The sequence below is a fragment of the Fundidesulfovibrio magnetotacticus genome (assembly GCF_013019105.1).
In the GTDB taxonomy this organism is placed as follows: domain Bacteria; phylum Desulfobacterota; class Desulfovibrionia; order Desulfovibrionales; family Desulfovibrionaceae; genus Fundidesulfovibrio; species Fundidesulfovibrio magnetotacticus.
In genome coordinates, this window is record NZ_BLTE01000004.1 from 104,482 (window position 1) to 126,340 (window position 21,859).

A 21,859-nucleotide genomic window follows, 5' to 3' on the forward strand; every position below is an offset into this window, starting at 1 on the left:
ACAAGGATTCCCGACACGGCGGGCCTTCGCGACCTTTCGCGGAGGCCCGCCGTGCTTCGTTTTCCGCCTTCAATCCTCCACGTGCGCCCGGGCGCGGCCGCCCTCGGGCAGGATCATGCGCACCACGGCCCCGGCCCCGGGCTGGCTCTCGATCACGATGCGCCCTCCGTGCTCCTGGAGCGCCCGGTTGGCCTTGGTGAGCCCCATGCCCACGCCCACGCTCTTGGTGCTGTAGAAGGGGTCCAGTACGTATTCCATCTCTTCGGGGCCCATGCCCCGGCCGGTGTCGGCCACGGCCAGGTCGAAGCCGTCGGTGCCGTGGCGCGCCGAGAGGGACACCCGCCCTCCGGCCGGGACCAGGGCCTCCACGGCGTTCACCGTCACCTCGCGCACGGCCATGGCCAGCAGGTCGCGGTCGGCCAGCAAGGCGGCCGGTGAAGGCTCCACCTCCCAGGCCACGGACACGCCCAGCTCCCGCGCCGCGCTCTCGCCCGCCCGGCGGGCCTCCTCCAGCAGTTCCTGGGCCGGAAATTCCGTCACGGCGTCCACATGGATGGCGCTGTATTCCTTCACCGCCGCCGTGATGCGCTCGATGCGCCGGGCGGCGTCCAGGATGCCGTCGAGATAGTCCAGGTATTTCTCCTGGAGCGCCGGTTTCTTGAGCAGAAGCCCCGCCAGCCCGCCGATGATGGTGGTGGGGTTGCGCAGCTGGTGGGCCACCGAATCCGAGATTTTCTGGAGGCTCTCCACGCGCAGGGCCACCTGGGCCACCACCTCCTGGTTGGCCTTGCGGGCCTGGCCCAGGGCCTCTTCGGCCACCTTGGCCTTCTCCTCGGCCTCCTCGCGCCGGGCCTGGATCTCGCGGATGTTCTCGCGCAGCATGCCCGCCATGCGGTTGAGCGCCCCCTGGAGCCTGGCGGCCTCGTCGCGGCCCGAGGCGGCCAGGCGCACGTCCAGGTCGCCCGAGGCGATGCGCTCGGCGGCCTGGGTGGCCTCGGCCAGGGGCAGGGCCACGCTGCGCGCTATGGCCAGGCTCACAAGCGCCAGAGCGATCACGATGGCCGTCATGCCCAGCCCGGAAACCGTGAGCGCCCGGTTGAACAGCCCCCGCACCGCCTCGCCGATGCGCTCCTCCTCGCGGGTCACGTTGCCCAGGTATACCCCCGTGCCCACCCACATGTCCGTGCCCGGGATCATCTCCGCGAAGGAGACCTTGCGTTCCTCGGGGCCGTCGGGGCGGGGGAAGATGTAGCTCACGAAGCCGCCCCCGGCGTGGGCCATGGCCGAGAGCTCGCGCACGTAGTACACGCCGTCGGCGTCCACGAAGTCCTTGAGGTCCTGGTTTTCCAGGTCGGGCTTGGGCGGCAGGGCCACGTTCACCGTGCCCTGGTAGACGAAGAAGTAGCCCGAGGCGTCCTCCTCGAAGCGCACGGGGTCGAGCACCTCGCGGATGAGCGCCTTGCGTTCGGCCTCTGTCTTGGCGAATTTGAGCCCAGAGGCCAGGGTGAGGGCCATGGAGTGGGTGGCGGCCTTGATCTTGGCCCGCTCGCCATGGAGCATGATCTGCTGGGTGTGCTGCACCACCACTTCTTCAAGGCGGTGGGAGACGGCGGTCACGAAGGCCAGCGACGCCGCCGTGCTGAGCGTGAAGAGCCCCACCAGTCCGAAGAGGCGCGCGGCCATGGAGAAACGCCTGAGCATGGTTGTCCCCCGCGATCGGGTTCCCGCCGGACGGCGCGGGTATCAGGCCCATACCACGGATCGGCGCGGAAAGCACGCGGGTGCGGGAGCGGCCTCGCGGTCTGCGGACGTCCGGGCCGGGTGGGGGAGATCGGCCCGCAGGCCGGGATGTCCGGCCCGCGCGAGGCGGGCCGGACAGGAAGGCGGGGTGGCTACATTCTGGCCAGGTTCCAGGGGAAGCCCACCAGCAGGAACACGCCCAGGTAGACCAGGCCGAACACCAGGCCCAGCATCCAGAACTCGCGCCCCTTGATGTAGCCCGAGCCGTAGTAGATGGGCGAGGGTCCCGTGCCGTAGGGCGTGATGACGCCCATGATGCCCAGGGTGGAGCACAGCATCATGGAGGCGAGGGGAATGTTCAGGCCGGGCACGGCCATGGCCGCCGCCAGCATCACGGGGAGCATGGCCGCCACATGGGCCGTGACCGAGGCGAACATGTAGTGGCTGAGGAAGAACACGACGGTCAGGCCGATGAGCGTGGCCGTGGGCGAATAGCCCTGCAGCGAGGCCGAGATGGCCTTGGCGAACCATTCCAGGAAGCCCACCTTGCCCAGGCCGTCGGCCAGGGTGACCAGGGTGGCGAACCAGGCCAGAACGTTCCAGGCCTGCTTGTTGCCCACGATGTCGTCCCAGCTCACCACCTTGAGCAGCACCATGAGGCAGATGGCCACGATGGCCACCGTGGTGCCGTTGATCTGCTTGTCCAGGAAGATCCAGCTGGCCAGCGCGCCCACGGCCAGGAGGGCCATGAGGATCTCCTTGCCCTTCACCGCGCCCAGCTTGGCCAGCTCCGCGCCGGCCCACACCGGGGCGTCGTCGGACTTCTTCTGGCTGGGCGGATAGAGCACGTAGGCCAAAAGCGGGGTGATCAGGAAGAGGATCACGCCCACGGGGAGGAAGCTCACGAACCAGTCGTTCCAGGTGAGGGCCACCTTGGCGGTCTTCTCCACCATGGACTGGGCCAGCAGGTTGGGGGCCAGGCCCGTGAGGAACATGGACGAGGTGACGCACGTGGTGGCCAGGGCCGTCCACATGAGGTAGGCCCCGAGGCCGCGCGGGTTGTTCTCGGGCGTGGAGCCGTAGAGAGGCGGGATGTTCTTGATGACGGGGTAGATGGTGCCGCCCGAGCGCGCCGTGTTGGAGGGCATGAAGGGGGCCAGGGCCAGGTCGGCCAGGGCCACCGCGTAGCCCAGGCCCAGGGCGCGCCGCCCCATGAGCTTGATGAGCGTGAGCGCGATGCGCTTGCCCAGGCCGGTCTTCTCGTAGCCCATGGCGAACATGAAGGCCGCGAAAATGAGCCAGACCGTGGAGTTGGAGAAGCCCGAGAGCAGCCAGTTGATGGAGCTGCCCGCCGTGGCGGCCTTGCCGGGCGCGGAGGGGATGAGCTGGAGCGCGGCGGCCGCCGTCACGCCCATGAGCCCCGTGAGGGCGGGCGGGATGGGTTCCAGCACGAGCCCGGCCACAACGGCCACGAAGAGCGCGAAATAGGTCCACGCCTGGGGCGAGAGCCCAGCGGGCGCGGGCAGAAGCCAGACCAGCACGCCCGCCAGCAGCGGGACGATCGCCTTGATGTTCACGGACATGATCCCTCCTAGGGTTCGCTTCGGCCCGGACGGTGGATGCCACGGCGCGCGCGGGCCTGGGCGCGGCCGGGAAGGGTGTCGCGGGAGGGATGCTGCCCCGCCCGAGTGGGATCAAGCAGGGATGATGCCAAGGGGCACGTTCCGGGCATGATGCCGGAATCATAGAAAGAATCGTTCAAAGATGATCGTGGGGCGGCGCGAAGGGGGATAACCTGGGCTATGGGCGGCGGAGGGTTGCCTGAAAAGACAAGTCAATTCCCGATGTTGCCAATGTTTCTTTCGGGAATGACCATGCAGGAGGTTATGGGCGCGCCGGGCGGCGGACCGTCCCTGTGGGCGGCGCGGGGGGTCAGCCCTGCGGCCCGCTCTCGCGCATGGCCTTGAGGCGCTTGCTCAGGGCGGGCTGGGAGATGCCCAGGAGCCTTGCCGCCAGGGTCTGGTTGCCCCCGGCGCGGGCCATGGCCTCCTGCACCAGATGCCTGGCCGCCTCGGAGAAGCTGGGCAGGCGCTCGAAACTGGCGAAGGGGTTGGGCTCCCCCGGAGGGGCGGGATGGCCGTGCTCCTGGCAGATGGCCTTCTCGAAGGCCGCCATGGAGAGGGTGCGGCCGGGGTGGACGCTCACGGCGTCGTAGACCATGGCGCGCAGCTCGCGCACGTTGCCTGGGAAGGGGTAGCAGGCCAGGCGTCCGGCCAGCTCGCGCGGGGGGGTGGGCACGGGCTTGCCCAGCTCGCGGGCGGCCTCGGCCAGGAAGTGGCGCAGAAGGGGCTCGATGTCCTCCTTGCGCTCGCGCAGGGCGGGCACGTGCACGTGGTGGGTGCGCAGGCGGAAGTAGAGGTCGCGCCGGAACTCCCCGGCTGCCTCGCGGGCGGCCAGGTCGCGGTGGGTGGCCACGATCACCCGGGCGTTGCTGCGCCGGGGCTGGTCGGAGCCCAGGGGGAAGTATTCGCCCTCCTGGAGCAGGCGCAGGAGCTTCACCTGGGAGGGCACGGAGAGGTCGCCCACCTCGTCCAGGAAGAGCGTGCCGCCCGAGGCCTCGCCCACCATGCCCTTGCGGGGGCCGTCCGCGCCGGTGAAGGCCCCGCGCACGTGGCCGAAGAGGGTGTCCGCGAACATGGCGTCGTCGAGCCCGGCCACGTTGACGCAGACAAGCGGCCCGGAGCGCCCAGAGAGGGCGTGGGCCGCGCGCACCAGGTTCTCCTTGCCCACGCCCGATTCGCCGGTCACCAGGAGCGGCTGGGGGCTCGGGGCCACGGCCTCCACGTAGGCGAAGATGGAGAGCATGGCGCGCGAGCGCGTGATGATCCCCGCGAAGGCCTCGGGGGTGGCAGGCCCCCCGGCGGTGAGGCGCGAGAGGGCCAGGCGGTTCTCCTCGCGCAGTTCCAGCATGCGCACGGCGCGGCGCACGCCGCCCACGATGCGGTCCTCGTCGTCGGTCTTGACGAAGTAGTCCCAGGCCCCGAGCTTCATGCAGCGCACGGCGCTCTGGAGCTGGTTGAGCCCGCTGACGATGATGCAGGCCACCTCGGGGTGGCGCTCGCCCACGAGGGCCAGCAGCTCCTCGCCGGAGAGCCCGGGCATGGTCAGGTCCAAAAGCGCCAGGCCCACCTCGCCGCGCTCCAGGATGCCCAGGGCCTCCTCGCCGCTCAGGCAGGCCAGGATGTTGGTGTAGCCCGCCGAGGACTCCAGGGTGAGGGCCATGGAGCGCAGCCAGGCGGGCTCGTCGTCCACAAGGAGGATCTTGAAGGCGGGGCTTTGAGTGTTCATTCGGCCTCCTCGGGCGCGGCGGGCAGGCGCACGGTGACGGTGGTTCCCTGCCCCGGGCGCGACTCGAACCGGATGCTCCCGCCCAGCTCCTTGACGATGCCCGCCGACACCGAAAGCCCCAGGCCCGTGCCGCCGGTGGCGCGCTTGGTGGTGAAGAAGGGGTCGGTGAGGTGCGGCAGGTCCTGGGGGTCCACGCCCACGCCCTCGTCCTGCACCACCAGGGCCACTGCGCGCCCCTGGTCCTCGGCGCGGGTCTCCAGGCGGATGGCCCGGTCGGGCGAGGGCAGGGCCTGGCAGGCGTTGAGCAGCAGGTTCACGAGCACCTGCTCCACGCGCTGGCTGGAGCCGCGCACGGTGGGCAGGTCCTGGGCGTAGGAGGCCGTGAAGCGGCGGGTGGCCTTGCGCAGGGCGGCCTCCACCAGGCGCAGGGCCTTGCGCGCGGCGTCGTTGGCGTCCACCAGTTCGGAGCCGGCGCCTTCGTCGCGTCTGGCGAAGTCCTTGAGGTCGTTGACGATGCGCTTGATGCGCACGGCGGCCTCCTGCATCTCTTCGAGCATCACGGGCAGCTCCCGGCGCATGCGCTCGTAGGGGATGCCGCCCAGGGTGAAGTCTCCGTGGGCATCGCGGTACTCTTCCAGGATGCGGCCCGTGTCCGTCTGGACCTTCTTGAGCATGGGCAGGTTGAGCAGGATGAGCCCGTTGGGGTTGTTGATCTCGTGAGCCACGCCCGAGACCAGGGTGCCCAGGGCGGCCATCTTGTCGGCCTGGAGGAGCTGGCGCTGGTTCTCGCGCAGCTGGTCCAGGGCGCTGGAGAGCGAGCGGGTGCGCTCGGCCACGCGGCGGCGCAGGGTGTGTGTCCAGATCATGGAGCCCAGGAGCAGGGCGGCCATGGGCGCGAGCACCAGGGAGATAGAGCGCAGGGCCTCGCTCCACTTGATGGGCCTGTTCTCCAGCACGCCCAGCCATTTCTGGCGGATTTCCTCGTATTTGCCGGTCTGGTCCAGGATGGCCAGGCCCTCGCTGAAGCGGCCCAGGAGCAGGTCGTCGCCCTTGCGCACGGCGTGGCCGTAGCGCACCGTGGCCACGGAGCGGGCCACCACCTCCAGGTTGTCCAGGTGGTTCTCGCGGATGATGTACATGCCCGGCAGCATGGCCGTGACGGCGTAGTCGCAGCGCCCGGAGGCCAGCAGGCGCAGGGCGTCGGCGGGGGTGTCGCTGAAGACGAGGTCGTGCTCGAAGCCCATCTGGCGAATGGTGTCGTGCATGATGCCGCCCTTGTGCAGGGCCACGCGCGTTCCGCGCAGGCCCTCCAGGGAGTCCACGGGCGGCGCGCCCCGGTGGGCGAAGATGGCGTGGTTCACGGTGGTGTGGGGCGGGGCGTAGTCCACTTCCTTCAGGCGCTCCTCGGAGTAGGAGATGCCCTGGAGGATGTCCACGCCGCCTTCGTTGAGGGCGGTGCGCATCTCGTTCCAGGCCCCCAGGCGGAACTCCACGCGCAGGCCCATCACCTCGGCGATGGCCCGGGTGAGGTCCACGTTGTAGCCCGCAGGCTGGCCTTTGGCGTCGAGGAATTCGTAGGGCGGATAGTCGCGGTCGCCGCCCACGATGACGGGGCGGCTCACGCCGGGCACTTCGGCCTGGGGGATGGGGTCGGCGGCCCGGGCGGGACCGGCGGCGGGCAGGACCGCCAGCAGGGCGGCCAGGAGAAGGAGTGCGGCGTGGTGCATGGCGTTCCCCGGCCTATAGCGGAGCGTCGGGGCCAAGCCAAGGGGGGCGCTGGACTCCCGGGGCGAGGCGGTGTATGAGCCGCGCGACCCGTCTCCGGCACCCCGGAGCGCATCCCCAGAAGCCAAGGTGACGCCATGCCCCTTTCCATAGGTATCGTCGGGCTGCCCAACGTGGGCAAGTCCACGCTCTTCAACGCCCTCACCCGGGCGCAGAACGCCCAGGCCGCCAACTATCCCTTCTGCACCATCGAGCCCAACAAGGCCATCGTCCCGGTGCCCGACCCGCGCCTGGACGCCCTGACCAGCCTGGCCAAGCCCCAGAAGACCCTGCCCGCCACGGTGGAATTCACCGACATCGCGGGCCTGGTCAAGGGCGCGAGCAAGGGCGAAGGCCTGGGCAACAAGTTCCTGGCCAACATCCGCGAGACCCAGGCCATCCTGCACGTGGTGCGCTGCTTCGTGGACGACGACGTAGTGCACGTGCACGGCAAGGTGGACCCGCTCACGGACATCGAGGTCATCGAGACGGAGCTGATCCTGGCCGACGCCCAGGCCCTGGAGAACCGCATGGACCGCCTGCGCAAGCAGGCCCGTGCGGGCAAGGAGCACCAGGCCAAGCTGGCCGTGGCGGAAAAGCTCCTGGCGCACCTGATGGAAGGCCTGCCCGCCTCGGCCCTGGAAGGCCGCCAGGAGGGGGCCATGGCCGAACTCTACGCGGAGCTCGGGCCCATCACGGCCAAGCCGGTGATCTACTGCGCCAACGTGGACGAGGCGGGCCTGGAGGCCGACTCGGCGGCCGTGGAGGCCGTGCGCGCCCACGCCGCGAAGACGGGCGCGCCCGTGGTGAAGGTTTCGGCCCGCATGGAAGAGGAAATGGCCGCCCTGGACGACGCCGAACGCGCGGAGTTCCTGGAGTCCTACGGCGTGGAAAGCTCGGGCCTGGACCAGGTGATCCGCACCGGCTACGGCGTGCTGGGGCTGGTGAGCTACTTCACCGTTGGCCCGAAAGAGGTGCGCGCCTGGACCATCGAGCAGGGCTGGAAGGCCCCCAAGGCGGCCTCGGTGATCCACACGGACTTCGAGCGGGGCTTCATCCGCGCCGAAGTGATCGCCTACCAGGACTACACCGCCCACCGCACCGAGGCGGCCTGCCGCGCCGCCGGAGTGCTGCGCCAGGAGGGCAAGGAGTACGTGGTCAAGGACGGCGACGTGATGCACTTCCTGTTCAACGTCTAGCCGGTTCCGATCCGGGGCGGGGATCCACCGCCCCGGGGCGCGCGGTGATTGTCGCGGCCGGGGCGAAAGCGCCCCGATCCTTGTGCGCCGCTCTCGCGCTCAGCCCGCCCGCAGCGCCATCTCCGCAAGCGCGTTGACGCACGCCGCCGCCAGGGCCGAGCCGCCCTTGCGGCCCTCGATGGCGATCCAGGGCGCGTCGGAGCGCTCCATGAGCAGCGCCTTGGACTCCGCCGCGTTCACGAAGCCCACGGGCATGCCGACCACCAGCTCCGGGGCGATGCGCCCGACGTCCATGAGTTCCATCAGGCGCAGAAGCGCCGTGGGCGCGTTGCCCACCGCGAACACCACCGGCCCCGAGAGCCGCGCGGCCTCGTCCACGGCCAGGCGCGCGCGCGTCACGCCCTGCTCCCTGGCGCGCACGGCCAGGTCCGGGTCGTCCATGTAGCACACGCTGCGGCTGCCCAGGGAATCGAGCCTGCGCCCGGGGATGCCCACCTGGCACATGCGCGTGTCCGTGACCACCGTGGCCCCGGAACGCAGCGCGGCCACGCCCGCGCGCACCGCGCCCGGGGAGAAGCGCAGGAGCGAGAGCAGTTCGAAGTCCGCCGAGGTGTGCACCAGCCTGCGCGCCACCTCCCACTGCGCGCCCTCGAAGGGGCGCGGCTCGGGCACGAGGGAGTCGATGATGGCGAAACTCTGCCGTTCGATGTCCGCCGGTCCGGCGGTCTGGAGGAGGCGGGGGGTGTCCATGCGCAGGAGCCTACGCCTTCCCGGCCCCGACGCCAAGACCCCATGCCCGGCAAACGCCGCGTCGCTCTTGACAAAACGACTCCGATCGTCTGAATTCGACGCCGATCCATCGGTGCCACGGCGCGACCGCCTGGCGTACGGAGCGGTTCATGCGCGTGAGCGACCTCAGGCCGGGCCTCGTGCTCTCCCAGCCGGTGCGGGACGTCAACGGACGCCTGCTCATGGGCTCGGGCATGCGGCTTTCCGACCGGGCCATCAGCGTGCTCAAGTCCTGGGGCGTGGCCGCCGTGGCCGTGCAGGGCGAGCGCCAGCCCTCCCTGGCCGACGCCGGGGACAACATCCCCGAAGAACTCGCCGCCCGCGCCCAGGACCTGGCCGCCGGACGCCTGGCCCGCAACGACCTCACCCATCCCTTCGTCCAGGACGTTTTCCGCCTCTGCGTGCCGCGCATCGCCCGCATGCTCGAGGAGGGGCGCGAGGTGCTCAGGCTCCCCGACGACCTCCCGGCCGAACGCCCCGGCGCGGACCTGCCGCCCCTGGACGTGCAGGCCCTGGTCGGCTGCAACCGGTCCCTGGGGGCCATGCCCGAGGTGCTGGCCGCCCTCTCGCGCGCCATGGACGACCCGGGCACCTCCCCGGCCACGGCCGCCGCCATCATCCAGACCGATCCCGGACTGGCCGCAAGGCTCCTCAAGCTGGTGAACAGCGCCCTCTACGGCTTCCCCCAGCGCATCGACACCATCACGCGCGCCGTAACGGTCATCGGCGTGCAGCAGCTTTCGGCCCTGGCCCTGGGCATGTCGGTGATGGACCTCTTCTCCCACGTGCCCCAGGACATCCTGGACGTGCGCCAGTTCTGGCGGCACAGCCTGGCCTGCGCCTGCGCGGCGCGCGCCCTGGCCTCCGCCCTGGGCATGCCCAACACGGAGCGCTTCTTCGTGGCGGGGCTGCTGCACGACGTGGGCTTGCTGCTCTTCATCCAGTGCGAGCCAGACCGCGTGCGACGCGCCCTCCAGGAAGTGCGCTCCGTGGGCGCGAGCCTCGTGGCCGCCGAGCGCAAGGCCCTGGGCGCGGACCACTGCCAGGCCGGCGCGGCCCTGCTGTCGGGTTGGAAGCTCCCCCCGGGGCTGGTGGAGGCCGCACGCTGCCACCACGAGCCCTCCCTTTGCGCCGACGAACGCGACGCGGCCATCGTGCACGCCGCCGACTTCCTGGCCGAGGCCCTGGCCCTGGGGTCTTCGGGCCAGAGCGTCCTCATGCCCCTGGACACAGCGGCCTTCGACCGCCTCGGCGCGCCCCCCGGCGTGGCCGACGCCGTGCTCACCCGCGTGGAAGACCAGTTCGTTCAACTTGAAGCCATCTTCCTGAACGGCCATGGAACAAGCTGACGCCCCCGAAGCCTGCCCCGACGACCCCCGCGCGCGGCATCTGGAAGAAACCAGCCGCTTCGCCCTGGCCGCCCTGGACCAGGCCGCCGCCCTCTCCGACTTCTCCATGAGCATGATGGCCCTCGAAGGCCCCGAACCCATCCTGGAGCTCTGCCTGCAACGGGTGGAGGGCCTTCTGCCGTTCCGGGCCGTGGGCATCATGCTGGTGGACGAGGCCGACTCCAGCTTCCGCCTGGCCACGGCCTCCCCTGCGGAGGCCCGGCGCGAGCTGCAGGCCCTGGCCGACGCCAGCGTGGAGCGCGGCCTCTTCGCCTTCGCCCTGCGCGAAAAGCGCGCCGTGCTCGATCCCCCCGGTCCTGGCGGACCCAAGCGCCTCCTGCACGTGCTCACCACGGCCTCGCGCACCCGGGGCATGTTTCTGGCACTGGTGGAGGAACCCGCCCCGGAGCTCTCCGAAGTGACCCTGACCATCCTCTCCATCCTCCTGGGCAACACGGCCCAGGCCCTGGAGAGTTGCTTCCTGCACCGGCGCATCCGCGAGATGAACCGCGAGCTGGAGGAAAAACTCGACCGCCTGGCGGACTCCGAGATGGACCTCAAGGCCGTCAACGACAACCAGGACAGGCTCATCCGGGCCAAGACGCGCGAACTCCAGGAGGCCATGGCCCGGCTGGAGCAGGAGGTTGGCCAGCGCAAGAAGGCCGAGGCCCTTCTGGAGAGCCTGAACCAGCGCCTGGAGGCCAAGGTGGAGGTGCGCACGCGCGCGCTCTTCCGCAAGGTGGCCGAGATGGAGGCCGCCAACCAGCAGCTCAAGCAGCTGGAGCGGCTCAAATCGGGGTTTCTCTCGTCGGTGTCCCACGAGTTGCGCACGCCGCTCACCTCCATCATGGGCTTCGCCCGGCTCATCGCCCGGGACTTCGAGCGCTACTTCCGGCCGCCCGATGGGCACCCCAGCGACGCCAAAGCCCGGCGTCTGCTTCGCAACCTGGAGATCGTGGAGAAGGAGTCCGAGCGGCTCACGCGGCTCATCAACGACGTGCTGGACCTGACGCGCATCGAGTCCGGCAAGATGCCCTGGCGCGACGAGCCCCTGAGCCTCAGCGAGGTGATCGCGGACGCCGTGATGGCCGTGGAAGGGCGCATCGACAACCGGCCCCACGTGCACCTGCGCCTGGAGCTGCCGCGCAACCTCCCCGACGCCGTGGGCGACCGCGACCGCATCCTCCAGGTGCTCATCAACCTCCTGGACAACGCCCTCAAGTTCACCGAGGAGGGCTACGTGCTCGTGGAGGCGGGCATGGACGAGTCCGGCATGCTCCTGATCTGCGTGGAAGACACCGGCCCCGGCGTCTCCGAGGAGGAGGCCGAGAAGATCTTCGACAAGTTCCACCAGCACTCCCACAAGGACACCCTCAAGGACAAGCCCAAGGGCACGGGCCTGGGGCTGGCCATCTGCCGCCACATCGTGGCGCGCCACGGCGGGCGCATCTGGGTGGACCCCCCGCGCGAGGGGCAGGGCAGCGTGTTCTGCTTCAACCTGCCGGTGCACAGGCCAGGCCGCGTTCCGGCGGCGTAACGCCGGAGGGGCGGCCCGCCCCGGACCGTTTCCCCGCGCACGCCTCGAGTCGGAACATCCCGCGCCGCCCGCAACGTCCATGCCGGCCCCTCCCCTGGCCGTCCCCGCACACCGGCCCCGGTGGCCTCACCCGTTTCGCCCGCCACTTGACAGGAGCGGCACGGATCATTAAAGCCTCATATCAAGATATCTTGATATAAAGATTAATCACCTATGAACACCGCCGCAGCACCCAGCACCCGCGTTCCATCCCGCCGCGCCTTCGCGCGGGACTTCTCCGTCTCCGCCCTTACGGCCGGGCTGGTGGCCGTGGCCGTCTCCTTCGGCGGCCCGGCGGCTATCATCTTCCAGGCGGCGCGCGCCGCCAGCCTGGACCAGGCCCATCTGGCCAGCTGGATCTGGGCCATCTGCGTGGGCTCCGGCGTCACGGGCATTTGGCTCTCCCTGCGCTACCGCGAGCCCGTGGTCACGGCGTGGTCCACCCCGGGCCTGGCCGTGCTGGCGGCCGGGTGGGCGGCGTATCCCTATCCCGAGGCGGTGGGGGCCTTCGTGGTCTCCGGGGCGCTCATCACGCTCTGCGGGGTGACGGGGCTCTTCCAGGCGCTCATGGACCGCATCCCGCGCCCGGTGGTCTCGGCCATGCTGGCGGGCATCCTCTTCCGCTTCGGCGTGGACGTGTTCGGCTTCCTGAAGTCCGCGCCCCTTTTGGCCGGGACCATGATCGCGGCCTATCTGGCCTCCAAGCGCCTCACGCCGCGCTACGCCATCGTGTGCACGCTGCTGGCCGGGTTCGCGGCCGCCGGGCTCACGGGCGGGCTGGATTTCTCCGGCGTCTCGGCCAGCCTGGCGCAACCGGTGTTCACCGTACCCCGGTTCAGCCTGGGCGCGGTGATCGGCCTGGGGCTGCCGCTGTTCCTCGTGACCATGACCGGCCAGAACGCCACGGGCCTGGGCGTGATGCGCGCCAGCGGCTACCACGCCCCGGGCAGCCCCATGGTGGCCTCCACGGGCCTGGCCTCGCTGCTTCTGGCCCCTTTCGGCTGCCACGGCGTGAACCTGGCGGCCATCACGGCGGCCATCTGCACCGGCCCCGAGTCCCACCCCGACTCCTCGCGGCGCTATGTGGCCGCCGTGGTCTGCGGGGCGTGCTACCTGGTGGTGGGGGCGTTCGGCGCGGCGCTCACGGGGCTCTTCACGGCCCTGCCGCCAGCGCTCATCGCCGTGGTTTCGGGCCTGGCGCTTTTCGGGGCCATCGCCTCGGGGCTCACCCAGGCCATGGAGGAGGCAGACCGCCGCGAGGCCGCCCTGGTGACGCTGCTCGTCACGGTGTCGGGCGTGAGCTTCTTCGGCATCGGTTCGGCCTTCTGGGGCCTGCTCGGCGGCCTGGCGGCCGACCGGGTGCTCACCCGGAGCCACCGTTGAACGGCTGCCCGGCCCTGGCCGTGTTCAAGGCCCTGGCGGACGAGACGAGGCTGCGCCTCTACCGCCTGCTCACACGCTTCGAGCTCAACGTGGGCGAGATCGTGGGGGTTCTGGGCATGGGGCAGTCGCGCATCTCCAGGCATCTGCGCATCCTGGTGGAATCAGGCCTTCTCACCGCCCGTCGTGATGGGCTATGGGTGTTCTACAGCGCCCCGGACACCCCTCTGCGCGCCGCCGTGGAGCCCCTGGCCGGGGACTGCGGACCGCCCGAGGACCTGGCCCGCGCGCGCCAGTGCCTGGACGCCCGCGCCCTGGAGACCCGGCGCTTCTTCAACGCCATCGCCCCGGACTGGCGGGCCATGCGCCGCGAGGTGCTGGGCGAGCTGGATCTGGACGGCCTGATCCTGTCGCTGACGCCGACCTGCGCCAAGGCCGCCGATCTGGGCTGCGGCCCCGGCGACCTGCTGGAAGCCCTGGGGGCCAAGGCCGCGTCGCTCGTGGGGGTGGACGCCTCGTCGGCCATGCTGGAACTGGCCCGGCGCAAGCCCGGACTTGCCCTGGCCAGTCTGCGCGTGGGGGAGCTGGAGCACCTGCCCCTGGCCGACGCCGAGGTCCAGGCGGCGGTGTTGAGCCTTACCCTGCATCACCTTTCGGACCCCGCCGCCGCGCTGCGGGAGGCCCGCCGCGTGCTGGCTCCCGGCGGCACGCTGGTGGTGGCCGACTACCTCAAGCACGGCGACGAACGCCTGCGCGAACGCTTCGGCGACCGCTGGCTCGGCTTTTCCCGTGACGAGATGTCGCGCTGGCTCGGCGAGGCCGGGCTGACGCTGGAGCGATTCGAGGAAAGAAACGTCAACAACGGCCTGGCCCTTGGCGTCTACGCCGCGCGCAGGCCCGAAACGGAGGAAACCAAATGAGCGTGAAGCCCCTTGAACTGACCCTGTCCCACAAGGTTGCCGACATGTCCCAGGCCGACTGGGGCCGCAAGGAGATGATCATCTCCGAGAACGAGATGCCCGGCCTCATGGCCGTGCGCGCCAAGTACGGCCCGCGGAAGCCCCTGAAGGGCCTGAAGGTGGCGGGCAGCCTGCACATGACCATCCAGACCGCCATGCTCATCGAGACCCTGCACGAGCTGGGCGCGGACCTGCGCTGGGCCAGCTGCAACATCTACTCCACCCAGGACCACGCCGCCGCCGCCATCGCCCAGGCCAACACCTCCGCCGTGTACGCCTGGAAGGGCGAGACCCTGGAAGACTACTGGTGGTGCACCGAGATGGCCCTCACCTGGCCCGACGGCTCCGGCCCCGACCTGATCGTGGACGACGGCGGCGACGCCACCCTGTTCATCCACTACGGCGTCAAGGCCGAGAAGGACCCCTCCATCCTGGACCAGCCCACCGACAACAAGGAGTTCGCCATCATCCTGGAGCGCATCAAGGCCTCCGTGAAGGCAGACCCCACCCGCTTCCAGCGCATGGCCGCCAAGATCAAGGGCGTCTCCGAGGAGACCACCACCGGCGTGCACCGCCTCTACCAGATGCTCAAGGACGGCGAGCTGCTCTTCCCGGCCATCAACGTGAACGATTCGGTCACCAAGTCCAAGTTCGACAACCTCTATGGCTGCCGCGAGTCCCTGGCCGACGGCATCAAGCGCGCCACCGACGTGATGGTGGCCGGCAAGGTGGTCGTGGTGGCGGGCTACGGCGACGTGGGCAAGGGCAGCGCCCAGTCCATGCGCGGCTTCGGCGCGCGCGTGATCGTCACCGAGATCGACCCCATCTGCGCCCTCCAGGCCGCCATGGAAGGCTACGAAGTGACCACCATGGACGAGGCCTGCAAGCTGGGCGACATCTTCGTCACGGCCACGGGCTGCGCCGACGTGATCACCGGCGCGCACATGGAGCAGATGCGCGAGGGCGCCATCATCTGCAACATCGGCCACTTCGACTCTGAAATCGCCATGCACTACCTGGAGGGCGACAACGGCTGCACCAAGGACGTGATCAAGCCCCTGGTGGACAAGTGGACGCTCAAGTCCGGGCGCTCCATCCTGGTGCTGGCCGAAGGCCGCCTGGTGAACCTGGGCTGCGCCACGGGCCACCCCAGCTTCGTGATGTCCAACAGCTTCACCAACCAGGCCCTGGCCCAGGTGGATCTGGCCACCAAGAAGTACGAGATCGGCGTCTACACCCTGCCCAAGCTCCTGGACGAGGAAGTGGCGCGCCTGCACCTGGAGCGCCTGGGCGTGAAGCTCGACCGCCTCACCGAGACCCAGGCCAAGTACATGAACATGAACCCCGACGGCCCCTACAAGCCCGACCACTACCGCTACTAGGCCGTAAGAAGGTAAAACGATTGAAATGGCCGGAGAGGTGTGCGCCTCTCCGGCCTTCTCGTTTGATTACCCTGAAGGACTACAGAATCATCCCATAGGCATCTTCGGCTGGATGAGGTTCTTCAAGGAAAGTATGTCTTGGGTGCAAGATGCAACGTACTCTGAATCATAAGGGAGTATGTTTGGGTGTAATATGTTTAGTGCGTGAGCATTATGCACCATACAAACATTATAAATTCCAGCTGTTTGAGAGTATGCTCCAAGGCACGCGCTGATATGACAATGGTCTGTTGTGAAAAAATTATCTTTATATATATTTGAGCTGGTGTGTTTTTTTGCAATTTTATCTTGAAACGTGTGTCCTGAGTCAGTCTTTTTCCCGGTGAGTATGTCAAAGTGTATTGCATAAGGGCCGACTGGGTAAGTGGCCTCGACAACGAACGGCATCTGACTTATTCCCGAGCCAAAACCATCAAGCTGTCCGGAATCAATTGCAATAATGCACACGTCATCACTGGAGACTATGTCTTGGTCGATGTATAGCTTGAACTTTTCAGATTTGTCTTTGAATGCTGAGGTGATGCGCAATAAGCATTCCTGATGATAAAAATGTCTGACAGGAGATTGACTATCCTGCTCTGGAATGCCTGATGGGGTTGGGGATGTTGCTTCAATCCAGATTGTTTTGTTATGAAGTTTAAATTTAAAGTCAGGGCCTTGATTTGCTGGGAGCAGCTTGATGTCGTTGATTGTTAGTAGGTTGTATAGAGATAGCTCAAATAGGCGGCTATGAAATTGAGACTTCTGTCGGCTGAAGAGTTGCGGCAGGAAGTCGTTGTCGGCATGCCCGCTGCTAGAGTAGGCAGATGCGTTTTCGTATAGACTCTGAAGGTAGATATCCTTGCGGCTGTGATCCCTGATTTGTTGCGAAATGAAAGAGTGAGATATACTGTCAAAGTCCATATTCATTGGTGTTCCCGGCTATTGGTTGGCTAACCGCTCCGCCGCGTGGGCCAGGAAACCCGACCGGGTCATCCCCAGCCTCTTCGCGGCCTCGTCGATGCGCTCCAGCCTGCGCCGGGGCAGGCTGATGTTCACGCGCACGGGCTCGCGGTCCAGGAAGGAGAGGTCCAGTTCCACGAATGCCAGCGTGCCGCCCTCGGCCTCGGCCAGGGCCAGCACGTCCCCGGGCGCGCTGGCGGGCGGGGCCTCCTCGGCGTCGAACAGCCAGGCCTCCACGGCCTCCTGAACGTTGGAAAGAGCCTCTTCAAGCGTTTCGCCGTGGCTGAAGCACCCGGGCATGTCCGGCACGGTGACGCCGTAGGCCACGCCGTCGTCGCTGTGCAGGATCACGGGATAGTGTTTGCGTATGCCGCTCACCTGGGCTCCTCCGTCTCGGGCGGCCAGGCCCATCCGGCCTGGCGGAAGATGTTGCGCAACGTGCCTGTCGGGATGTCGCGCCCTTTGCCGTGGTGGGGCACCACCACCCGCTGCCCGTGGGGACCTCCGAACACGTGATGGCTGCCGTTCACCCGCAACAGCGCGAAATCACATTTCTCCAGTCTGCGGATGATCTCGCGGCTGTTCATTTGTGTATGCTACACACGGCGTACGGTTTGTCAAGGAAGCTCCCTTGTCACCCTTTCCCCGCGCCCGACGCCGCATGCGCCGTCAGAGCGTGGAACGGCTCACTCCCAGAAGCGCCGCCCCACCCGGGCGGCGCGTCCTACGTGGCCGTGTGCCTGCCCGCGTTCTCGCCCGAGGGCGTGAAGAGGGACGGGTAGGGGGCGGGTGTGCGTTCTCCCGGCCCCCGCGCTCAAGACTCCTCGCCGTCCACTTGAGCCACGAAGTATTCCTTCGGGAAGTTCACCATCAGCAGGGCCTCCACTGCCTGCGCCATATCTTCGGGTTCCTGGGCGCTGATGCCCAGGTTCCGCAAGGCCTTGCGGGTTCCGGGGCCGATCTGGCCGTCCAGGTTTCCAATGTCCTGGCCGAGCCGGATCAGACCGGATTGGACGTAGCCCGGCACAGGGGTATCGCCCAGGAAATCCACCCGGAGGCCCGCGGAAACGATGGCGCTGGCGGCCGCCGCCGAGGCGGGCTTCATGTTCGTGCCCTTCCCGGCGGCGTAATAGTCGTAGACCGTCTGGTGGCTGCCGCGCAGCTCGAAATGCCATGCCTCCTTCTGCTTGATGTCAGGCGCGGTGATCGGCGTCACGCCGTGCCGGGCGGCGAGTTTGTGGAAGACGGTCAACCTGTCGCCCGTAGCCCCCAGTGAGCCCAGGGCCTTCAGGTCCAGATCGAAGGCCCGGCCGGACTCGTGGAAGCTGCGACCCGGCGGGGGGCTGTAGGCATCCTTCTTGCCGGAGACGAAGTCCTTGTGGGCCTGGTTTTGTTCCTCGTAGGAGCGGAACAGGTCGGAAAGAACGAGCCGTCCGGCCAGTGGCAGCACTTCGTCCGCCAGGGAGAGCAAGGCGGACTTCATGTCTGGGGTGCAGCGGGCCATGCGGCGAGGCAGCGGGCCTGGGATGGATGTTGGATAGATTGACGAAATGTATATCGGAACAAGCGGTGCGAACATGACGGCCTCCTGTGGTTCGTGGGGTGTGTGCCGTCGATAGCATATGCCAGTGGCGATGATAATTAAAATTTCATGTCATTGCACGACGCGAGATCCGGTGTGACGCGAAGCGGCGTTCGGGTGTTGGTGATCGGGTTTCTTTAATTTTTCTCCAACCCCAGCGCCCTCATCCTCCTCCAGAGCGTGGAGCGGCTCACGCCCAACAGCGCCGCCGCCTCGCCCACGCGGCCCCGGGCGCGTGAGAGGGCGTCCTCCAGGCGGGCGCGTTCGGCGGCGCGGAGGCCTCCGGCGGACCCTGGCCCCGACCCTGGAGCGGCTCCCCCGGCACTCCCGGCGTTCCCCGTTCCGGCTCCTCCCGCTGGCCCCGGGAATCCCGCCCCGCCCCCTTGCTCGCCGTGCCCCTCCCGGAGCGCGGGGGCCTCGTCCAGAAGCTCGCGCACCAGCGCCTCGTCCACCGTGCGGCCCCGGTGCGTGGCCGCCACCCGGGCCATCACGTTCTGCAGCTCGCGCACGTTGCCCGGCCAAGGGTGCGCCGCCAGCGCCCGGAGCGCCCCCCCGGAGAGTTGGAAGCGGCCGGGACGCCCGCTGGCCTGGTCGAGGAAACGCGCGGCCAGCCCCGGCACGTCCCCGGAGCGCGCCCGCAGAGGCGGCAAGCGCAGGCGCAGCACGTTCAGGCGGTAGTAGAGGTCGGCCCGGAAGCGCCCCTCGGCCACCAGCGCCCCCAGGTCCCGGTTGGTGGCCGCCACGGCGCGCACGTCCACGGGGATCACCTGGTCGCTGCCCAGGCGCATCACCTTGCGCTCCTGGAGCACGCGCAGGAGCTTGCCCTGCGTGCCGGGCTCCATCTCCGCGATCTCGTCCAGGAAGATGGTGCCCCCGTGGGCCAGCTCGAAGAGCCCTGGCCTGCCCTTCTGGCTGGCCCCGGTGAAGGCCCCGGGCACGTAGCCGAACAGCTCGCTCTCCAGAAGCTGGCCGGGCAGCGCCGCGCAGTTCACCGCCACGAAGGGGCCGGCCCGGCGCGGGCTCGCGTTGTGGATGCCCTGGGCGAAAAGCTCCTTGCCCGTGCCCGTCTCGCCATGCAGGAGCACCGTGTCGCCGGTGCGCGCGTAGTCCCTGGCCATGGCCACGGCGTGGGCCAGGGCAGGGCTCTCCCCGTGCGCGTCCTCCAGGCGCGCCGTGGCCACGTGGCCCGAGGCCAGGCCGCGCAGGCGCAGGGTGGCCTCCAGCTTGCGGATCTTCTGGGCGTCGTGGATCGTGGCCACGGCCCCCACCGTCTCGCCGCGCACGGTCAGGGGCAGGGTGCCGCAGAGCAGCTCCTGGTCGAACACGCGTTCGATGCGCGCGGTCTCCGGCCGCCCGGCCGAAAGCACCCGCTCCAGCCCGGAGCGCGGCCACACCTCGTCCACGGGACGCCCCAGGGCGTCGGACTCGGTGAGGCGCAACAACCGCCCCGCCACGGGGTTGCACACCGTCACGCGGCCCGCGCGGTCCACTGCCACGATGCCGTTGTCCGTGGAGGTGAGCACGGCGCGCAAGAGCGAGTTCTTGGCCTTCTCCACCGAGCGGCCGTGGGCGATGCGCTTGGCCTCGCGAACGGCGGCCAGGATGCTGGCGGGGCTGGGCTCCACGGGCTGGCAGGGGATGCCCAGACGCGCGGCGTAGAGCGCCATGATGTAGCCGCCCACCACCATGTCCGCCCCCCGCTCGCGGGCGGCGAGCAACGCGGGGACGATGCCCTCCTGGGTCTCCCACTCCACCACGTCCACCTGCGCGCCGAGCATGCGGCCCAGTTCGACGGCGTTGTCGGACATGGGCGGGAAGGCCACCACGGCCACGCGCCGGGCGCGCTCCCGGGCCTTGTGCAGGGCCGTGAGGAGGTCGAGGCTGGAGGTGGAGATGTCCACCACCGAGAGGTCGGGCAGGGCGTCCTGCACGCGGCGGGCCGTGGCCCCGCGCGAGATGACCACCTCCACGCCCCGGTCGGCCAGGGCGCGGGCGGTGTCGGCCGCGCCGTCCATGAGACCCTCGGCCAGGAGCACGTCGGGGTGTTCGGCGCGCAGGATTTCCCGGGCGGCTTCCTGCATGCGGGGGGTGAGGGCGATGAAGGCGATGGTCTGCATGGCAGCCTCCGTGCAACACTCTGCGACATTCTGCGACGGAATGCACCATAAACGTTTCATTGCTGCGACATCGTGCGAAATGGCCTTGAAATCATTGTGCTTACTATCTGGAACGGTTTCTGCTGCAAGGCCTCCGAGGGAAACGGGACCCGCAACCCGGACCGCCGACGGGCGGCCGCAACGAGGAGGAGCGCATGAAACTGGACTGGAAGGCCATCGTGCCCGTGGCCATCGGCTTGGCCATCTGGCTCGTGCCCACGCCCCAGGGGCTGCAGCCTTACGCCTGGCAGTATTTCGCCCTGTTCACGGCCGTCATCGCGGCCCTGGTGCTGGAGCCCATCCCGGCTGCCGCCGCTGGGCTCATGGGCATCACCCTGGCGGCGGCGCTCAACCTTGTGCCCGCTCAGGCGGGCGTGGCCCCCACCACGGCCGACGCCCTGCGCTGGGCGCTATCCGGCTTCTCCAACGGCACGGTGTGGCTCATCTTCGTGGCCTTCATGTTCGCCATGGGCTACGAGAAGACGGGCCTGGGTCGGCGCATCTCCCTGGTGCTCATCAAGAAGCTCGGGCGCTCCACCCTGGGCCTGGGCTACGCGGTGGCCCTGGCCGACCTGGCCCTGGCCCCCTTCACCCCCTCCAACACCGCGCGCTCCGGCGGCGTGATCTTCCCCATCATCAAGAACATCCCGCCCCTCTACGGCTCCACGCCCGAGAGCGGCGCGCGCAAGATCGGCGGCTACCTCATGTGGACCGCCCTTTCCGCCACCTGCGTCACCAGCACCATGTTCCTCACGGCCCTGGCCCCCAACCTGCTGGCCCTCTCGCTCCTGGAGAAGACGGCCAAGTTCACCTTCACCTGGAACGAGTGGTTCCTCTCCCTGGCCCCGGCCTGCATCATCCTGTTTGCGGCCCTGCCCTACCTAGTCTACGTGATCTATCCCCCCGAGATCAAACGCAGCGACGACGCACCCCGCTGGGCCGGGGAAGAGCTGGCCAAGATGGGAGCGCTCACCCGCAAGGAAATCACCATGGCAGGGCTGGCCGTGTTCGCCCTTGTGCTCTGGATCTTCGGGGGCAAGCTCTTCGACGCCACCACCGTGGCCCTCATGGCGCTCTCGCTGATGATCCTCACGGGCGTGGTCACCTGGGAGGACATCACCGGCCACAAGACCGCCTGGAACGTGCTCTGCTGGTTCGCCACCCTGGTGGCCCTGGCCGACGGACTGGGCAAGGTGGGCTTCCTCAAGTGGTTCGCGGCCCTGGCGGCGGGGGCCATGTCTGGCTTCTCCATCAGCGCCCTGATGCTGGCCCTGGTGCTGCTGTTCTTCTTCATCCACTACATGTTCGCCAGCCTCACGGCCCACACCACGGCGCTGCTCCCGGTGATCCTGGCCACGGCCATGGGCATCCCCGGCATTCCCATGAAGACCTTCGCCATCCTCATCTGCGCCACCCTGGGGCTCATGGGCATCCTCACGCCCTATGCCACGGGGCCGAGTCCGGTGTACTACGGCTGCGGCTACATCACCCGCAAGGAGTTCTGGACCCTGGGCTTCGTCTTCGGCGTGATCTTCATCGGCGTGCTCCTGGGCGTGAACTTCCCCTATCTGCTGATGCGCGGGGCATCCTAGGC

The 21,859-nt window shown here is 68.7% G+C and carries 17 protein-coding genes; 7 read left to right on the forward strand and 10 right to left on the reverse strand.

Annotated features, from left to right (window positions below; genetic code table 11):
* Positions 1-69: 69 nt before the first annotated feature.
* The 4 genes from NNJEOMEG_RS20920 to NNJEOMEG_RS06175 all read right to left on the reverse strand — a co-directional run bounded on the left by NNJEOMEG_RS20920 (position 70) and on the right by NNJEOMEG_RS06175 (position 6,815).
* Entirely contained in the window at positions 70-1,701 is a 1,632-nt protein-coding gene (locus tag NNJEOMEG_RS20920; protein ID WP_173082394.1) for a cache domain-containing protein, read from the reverse strand.
* Positions 1,702-1,892: 191 nt separating this feature from the next.
* Complete coding sequence (locus NNJEOMEG_RS06165; protein ID WP_173082396.1) at positions 1,893-3,323, reverse strand: anion permease; 1,431 nt, start codon at positions 3,321-3,323, stop codon at positions 1,893-1,895.
* Positions 3,324-3,672: 349 nt separating this feature from the next.
* Positions 3,673-5,088: a sigma-54-dependent transcriptional regulator gene (locus NNJEOMEG_RS06170; protein ID WP_173082398.1), complete on the reverse strand. Its 1,416-nt coding sequence runs from the start codon at positions 5,086-5,088 to the stop codon at positions 3,673-3,675.
* Entirely contained in the window at positions 5,085-6,815 is a 1,731-nt protein-coding gene (locus NNJEOMEG_RS06175) for a transporter substrate-binding domain-containing protein (protein ID WP_173082400.1), read from the reverse strand. Before NNJEOMEG_RS06175 ends, NNJEOMEG_RS06170 begins: the two co-directional genes overlap by 4 nt.
* 135 nt (positions 6,816-6,950) lie before the next feature.
* Between NNJEOMEG_RS06175 and ychF the strand changes: the two genes are divergently transcribed.
* Positions 6,951-8,051 carry a redox-regulated ATPase YchF gene (gene ychF, locus NNJEOMEG_RS06180; RefSeq protein ID WP_173082402.1) on the forward strand — a complete coding sequence of 367 codons (1,101 nt, stop codon included), beginning with the start codon at positions 6,951-6,953 and terminating at the stop codon, positions 8,049-8,051.
* Positions 8,052-8,150: 99 nt separating this feature from the next.
* Here ychF and NNJEOMEG_RS06185 read toward each other — a convergent pair whose 3' ends face one another.
* Positions 8,151-8,801: a precorrin-8X methylmutase gene (locus tag NNJEOMEG_RS06185; protein ID WP_173082403.1), complete on the reverse strand. Its 651-nt coding sequence runs from the start codon at positions 8,799-8,801 to the stop codon at positions 8,151-8,153.
* A gap of 149 nt (positions 8,802-8,950) precedes the next feature.
* Between NNJEOMEG_RS06185 and NNJEOMEG_RS06190 the strand changes: the two genes are divergently transcribed.
* From NNJEOMEG_RS06190 to ahcY, 5 genes are all read left to right on the forward strand, one after another.
* Positions 8,951-10,189, forward strand: coding sequence for an HDOD domain-containing protein (locus NNJEOMEG_RS06190; protein ID WP_173082404.1), 1,239 nt, complete (start codon positions 8,951-8,953; stop codon positions 10,187-10,189).
* Complete coding sequence (locus tag NNJEOMEG_RS06195; protein ID WP_173082405.1) at positions 10,176-11,765, forward strand: sensor histidine kinase; 1,590 nt, start codon at positions 10,176-10,178, stop codon at positions 11,763-11,765. The genes NNJEOMEG_RS06190 and NNJEOMEG_RS06195 overlap by 14 nt, the downstream gene beginning before the upstream one ends.
* 213 nt (positions 11,766-11,978) lie before the next feature.
* Complete coding sequence (locus NNJEOMEG_RS06200) at positions 11,979-13,187, forward strand: benzoate/H(+) symporter BenE family transporter (protein WP_173082406.1); 1,209 nt, start codon at positions 11,979-11,981, stop codon at positions 13,185-13,187.
* The gene (locus NNJEOMEG_RS06205; RefSeq protein ID WP_173082407.1) at positions 13,184-14,104 is read left to right on the forward strand and encodes an ArsR/SmtB family transcription factor; all 921 of its coding nucleotides are present in this window, start codon (positions 13,184-13,186) and stop codon (positions 14,102-14,104) included. Before NNJEOMEG_RS06200 ends, NNJEOMEG_RS06205 begins: the two co-directional genes overlap by 4 nt.
* Positions 14,101-15,525, forward strand: coding sequence for an adenosylhomocysteinase (ahcY, locus tag NNJEOMEG_RS06210; RefSeq protein WP_173082408.1), 1,425 nt, complete (start codon positions 14,101-14,103; stop codon positions 15,523-15,525). Before NNJEOMEG_RS06205 ends, ahcY begins: the two co-directional genes overlap by 4 nt.
* Before the next feature lie 87 nt (positions 15,526-15,612).
* Here ahcY and NNJEOMEG_RS06215 read toward each other — a convergent pair whose 3' ends face one another.
* The 5 genes from NNJEOMEG_RS06215 to NNJEOMEG_RS06235 all read right to left on the reverse strand — a co-directional run bounded on the left by NNJEOMEG_RS06215 (position 15,613) and on the right by NNJEOMEG_RS06235 (position 20,226).
* On the reverse strand, positions 15,613-16,494 hold the full coding sequence (locus NNJEOMEG_RS06215; RefSeq protein WP_173082409.1) for a hypothetical protein: 882 nt from the start codon (positions 16,492-16,494) through the stop codon (positions 15,613-15,615).
* Positions 16,495-16,506: 12 nt separating this feature from the next.
* Entirely contained in the window at positions 16,507-16,905 is a 399-nt protein-coding gene (locus NNJEOMEG_RS06220) for a type II toxin-antitoxin system HicB family antitoxin (protein ID WP_235956853.1), read from the reverse strand.
* Complete coding sequence (locus tag NNJEOMEG_RS06225; RefSeq protein ID WP_173082410.1) at positions 16,902-17,114, reverse strand: type II toxin-antitoxin system HicA family toxin; 213 nt, start codon at positions 17,112-17,114, stop codon at positions 16,902-16,904. The genes NNJEOMEG_RS06220 and NNJEOMEG_RS06225 overlap by 4 nt, the downstream gene beginning before the upstream one ends.
* Before the next feature lie 227 nt (positions 17,115-17,341).
* Positions 17,342-18,010 (reverse strand): M15 family metallopeptidase, encoded by a 669-nt coding sequence (locus NNJEOMEG_RS06230; protein ID WP_173082412.1) that lies wholly within the window; start codon positions 18,008-18,010, stop codon positions 17,342-17,344.
* 236 nt (positions 18,011-18,246) lie between these two features.
* Entirely contained in the window at positions 18,247-20,226 is a 1,980-nt protein-coding gene (locus tag NNJEOMEG_RS06235; RefSeq protein WP_173082414.1) for a sigma 54-interacting transcriptional regulator, read from the reverse strand.
* Positions 20,227-20,420: 194 nt separating this feature from the next.
* On the opposite strand from NNJEOMEG_RS06235, the gene NNJEOMEG_RS06240 reads away from it, so the two are divergent.
* On the forward strand, positions 20,421-21,857 hold the full coding sequence (locus NNJEOMEG_RS06240) for an anion permease (RefSeq protein WP_173082416.1): 1,437 nt from the start codon (positions 20,421-20,423) through the stop codon (positions 21,855-21,857).
* Positions 21,858-21,859 lie beyond the last annotated feature (2 nt).

What these genes read in the sequence shown, in the direction of transcription:
- NNJEOMEG_RS06170 (WP_173082398.1), bottom strand. Translation starts at nt 5,088, where the DNA reads ATGAACACTCAAAGCCCCGCCTTCAAGATCCTCCTTGTGGACGACGAG.
- NNJEOMEG_RS06190 (WP_173082404.1), top strand. Translation starts at nt 8,951, where the DNA reads ATGCGCGTGAGCGACCTCAGGCCGGGCCTCGTGCTCTCCCAGCCGGTG.
- NNJEOMEG_RS06175 (WP_173082400.1), bottom strand. Translation starts at nt 6,815, where the DNA reads ATGCACCACGCCGCACTCCTTCTCCTGGCCGCCCTGCTGGCGGTCCTG.
- ychF (WP_173082402.1), top strand. Translation starts at nt 6,951, where the DNA reads ATGCCCCTTTCCATAGGTATCGTCGGGCTGCCCAACGTGGGCAAGTCC.
- NNJEOMEG_RS20920 (WP_173082394.1), bottom strand. Translation starts at nt 1,701, where the DNA reads ATGCTCAGGCGTTTCTCCATGGCCGCGCGCCTCTTCGGACTGGTGGGG.
- NNJEOMEG_RS06185 (WP_173082403.1), bottom strand. Translation starts at nt 8,801, where the DNA reads ATGGACACCCCCCGCCTCCTCCAGACCGCCGGACCGGCGGACATCGAA.
- NNJEOMEG_RS06215 (WP_173082409.1), bottom strand. Translation starts at nt 16,494, where the DNA reads ATGAATATGGACTTTGACAGTATATCTCACTCTTTCATTTCGCAACAA.
- NNJEOMEG_RS06230 (WP_173082412.1), bottom strand. Translation starts at nt 18,010, where the DNA reads ATGAAGTCCGCCTTGCTCTCCCTGGCGGACGAAGTGCTGCCACTGGCC.
- NNJEOMEG_RS06235 (WP_173082414.1), bottom strand. Translation starts at nt 20,226, where the DNA reads ATGCAGACCATCGCCTTCATCGCCCTCACCCCCCGCATGCAGGAAGCC.
- NNJEOMEG_RS06195 (WP_173082405.1), top strand. Translation starts at nt 10,176, where the DNA reads ATGGAACAAGCTGACGCCCCCGAAGCCTGCCCCGACGACCCCCGCGCG.
- NNJEOMEG_RS06225 (WP_173082410.1), bottom strand. Translation starts at nt 17,114, where the DNA reads ATGAACAGCCGCGAGATCATCCGCAGACTGGAGAAATGTGATTTCGCG.
- NNJEOMEG_RS06165 (WP_173082396.1), bottom strand. Translation starts at nt 3,323, where the DNA reads ATGTCCGTGAACATCAAGGCGATCGTCCCGCTGCTGGCGGGCGTGCTG.
- NNJEOMEG_RS06240 (WP_173082416.1), top strand. Translation starts at nt 20,421, where the DNA reads ATGAAACTGGACTGGAAGGCCATCGTGCCCGTGGCCATCGGCTTGGCC.
- ahcY (WP_173082408.1), top strand. Translation starts at nt 14,101, where the DNA reads ATGAGCGTGAAGCCCCTTGAACTGACCCTGTCCCACAAGGTTGCCGAC.
- NNJEOMEG_RS06200 (WP_173082406.1), top strand. Translation starts at nt 11,979, where the DNA reads ATGAACACCGCCGCAGCACCCAGCACCCGCGTTCCATCCCGCCGCGCC.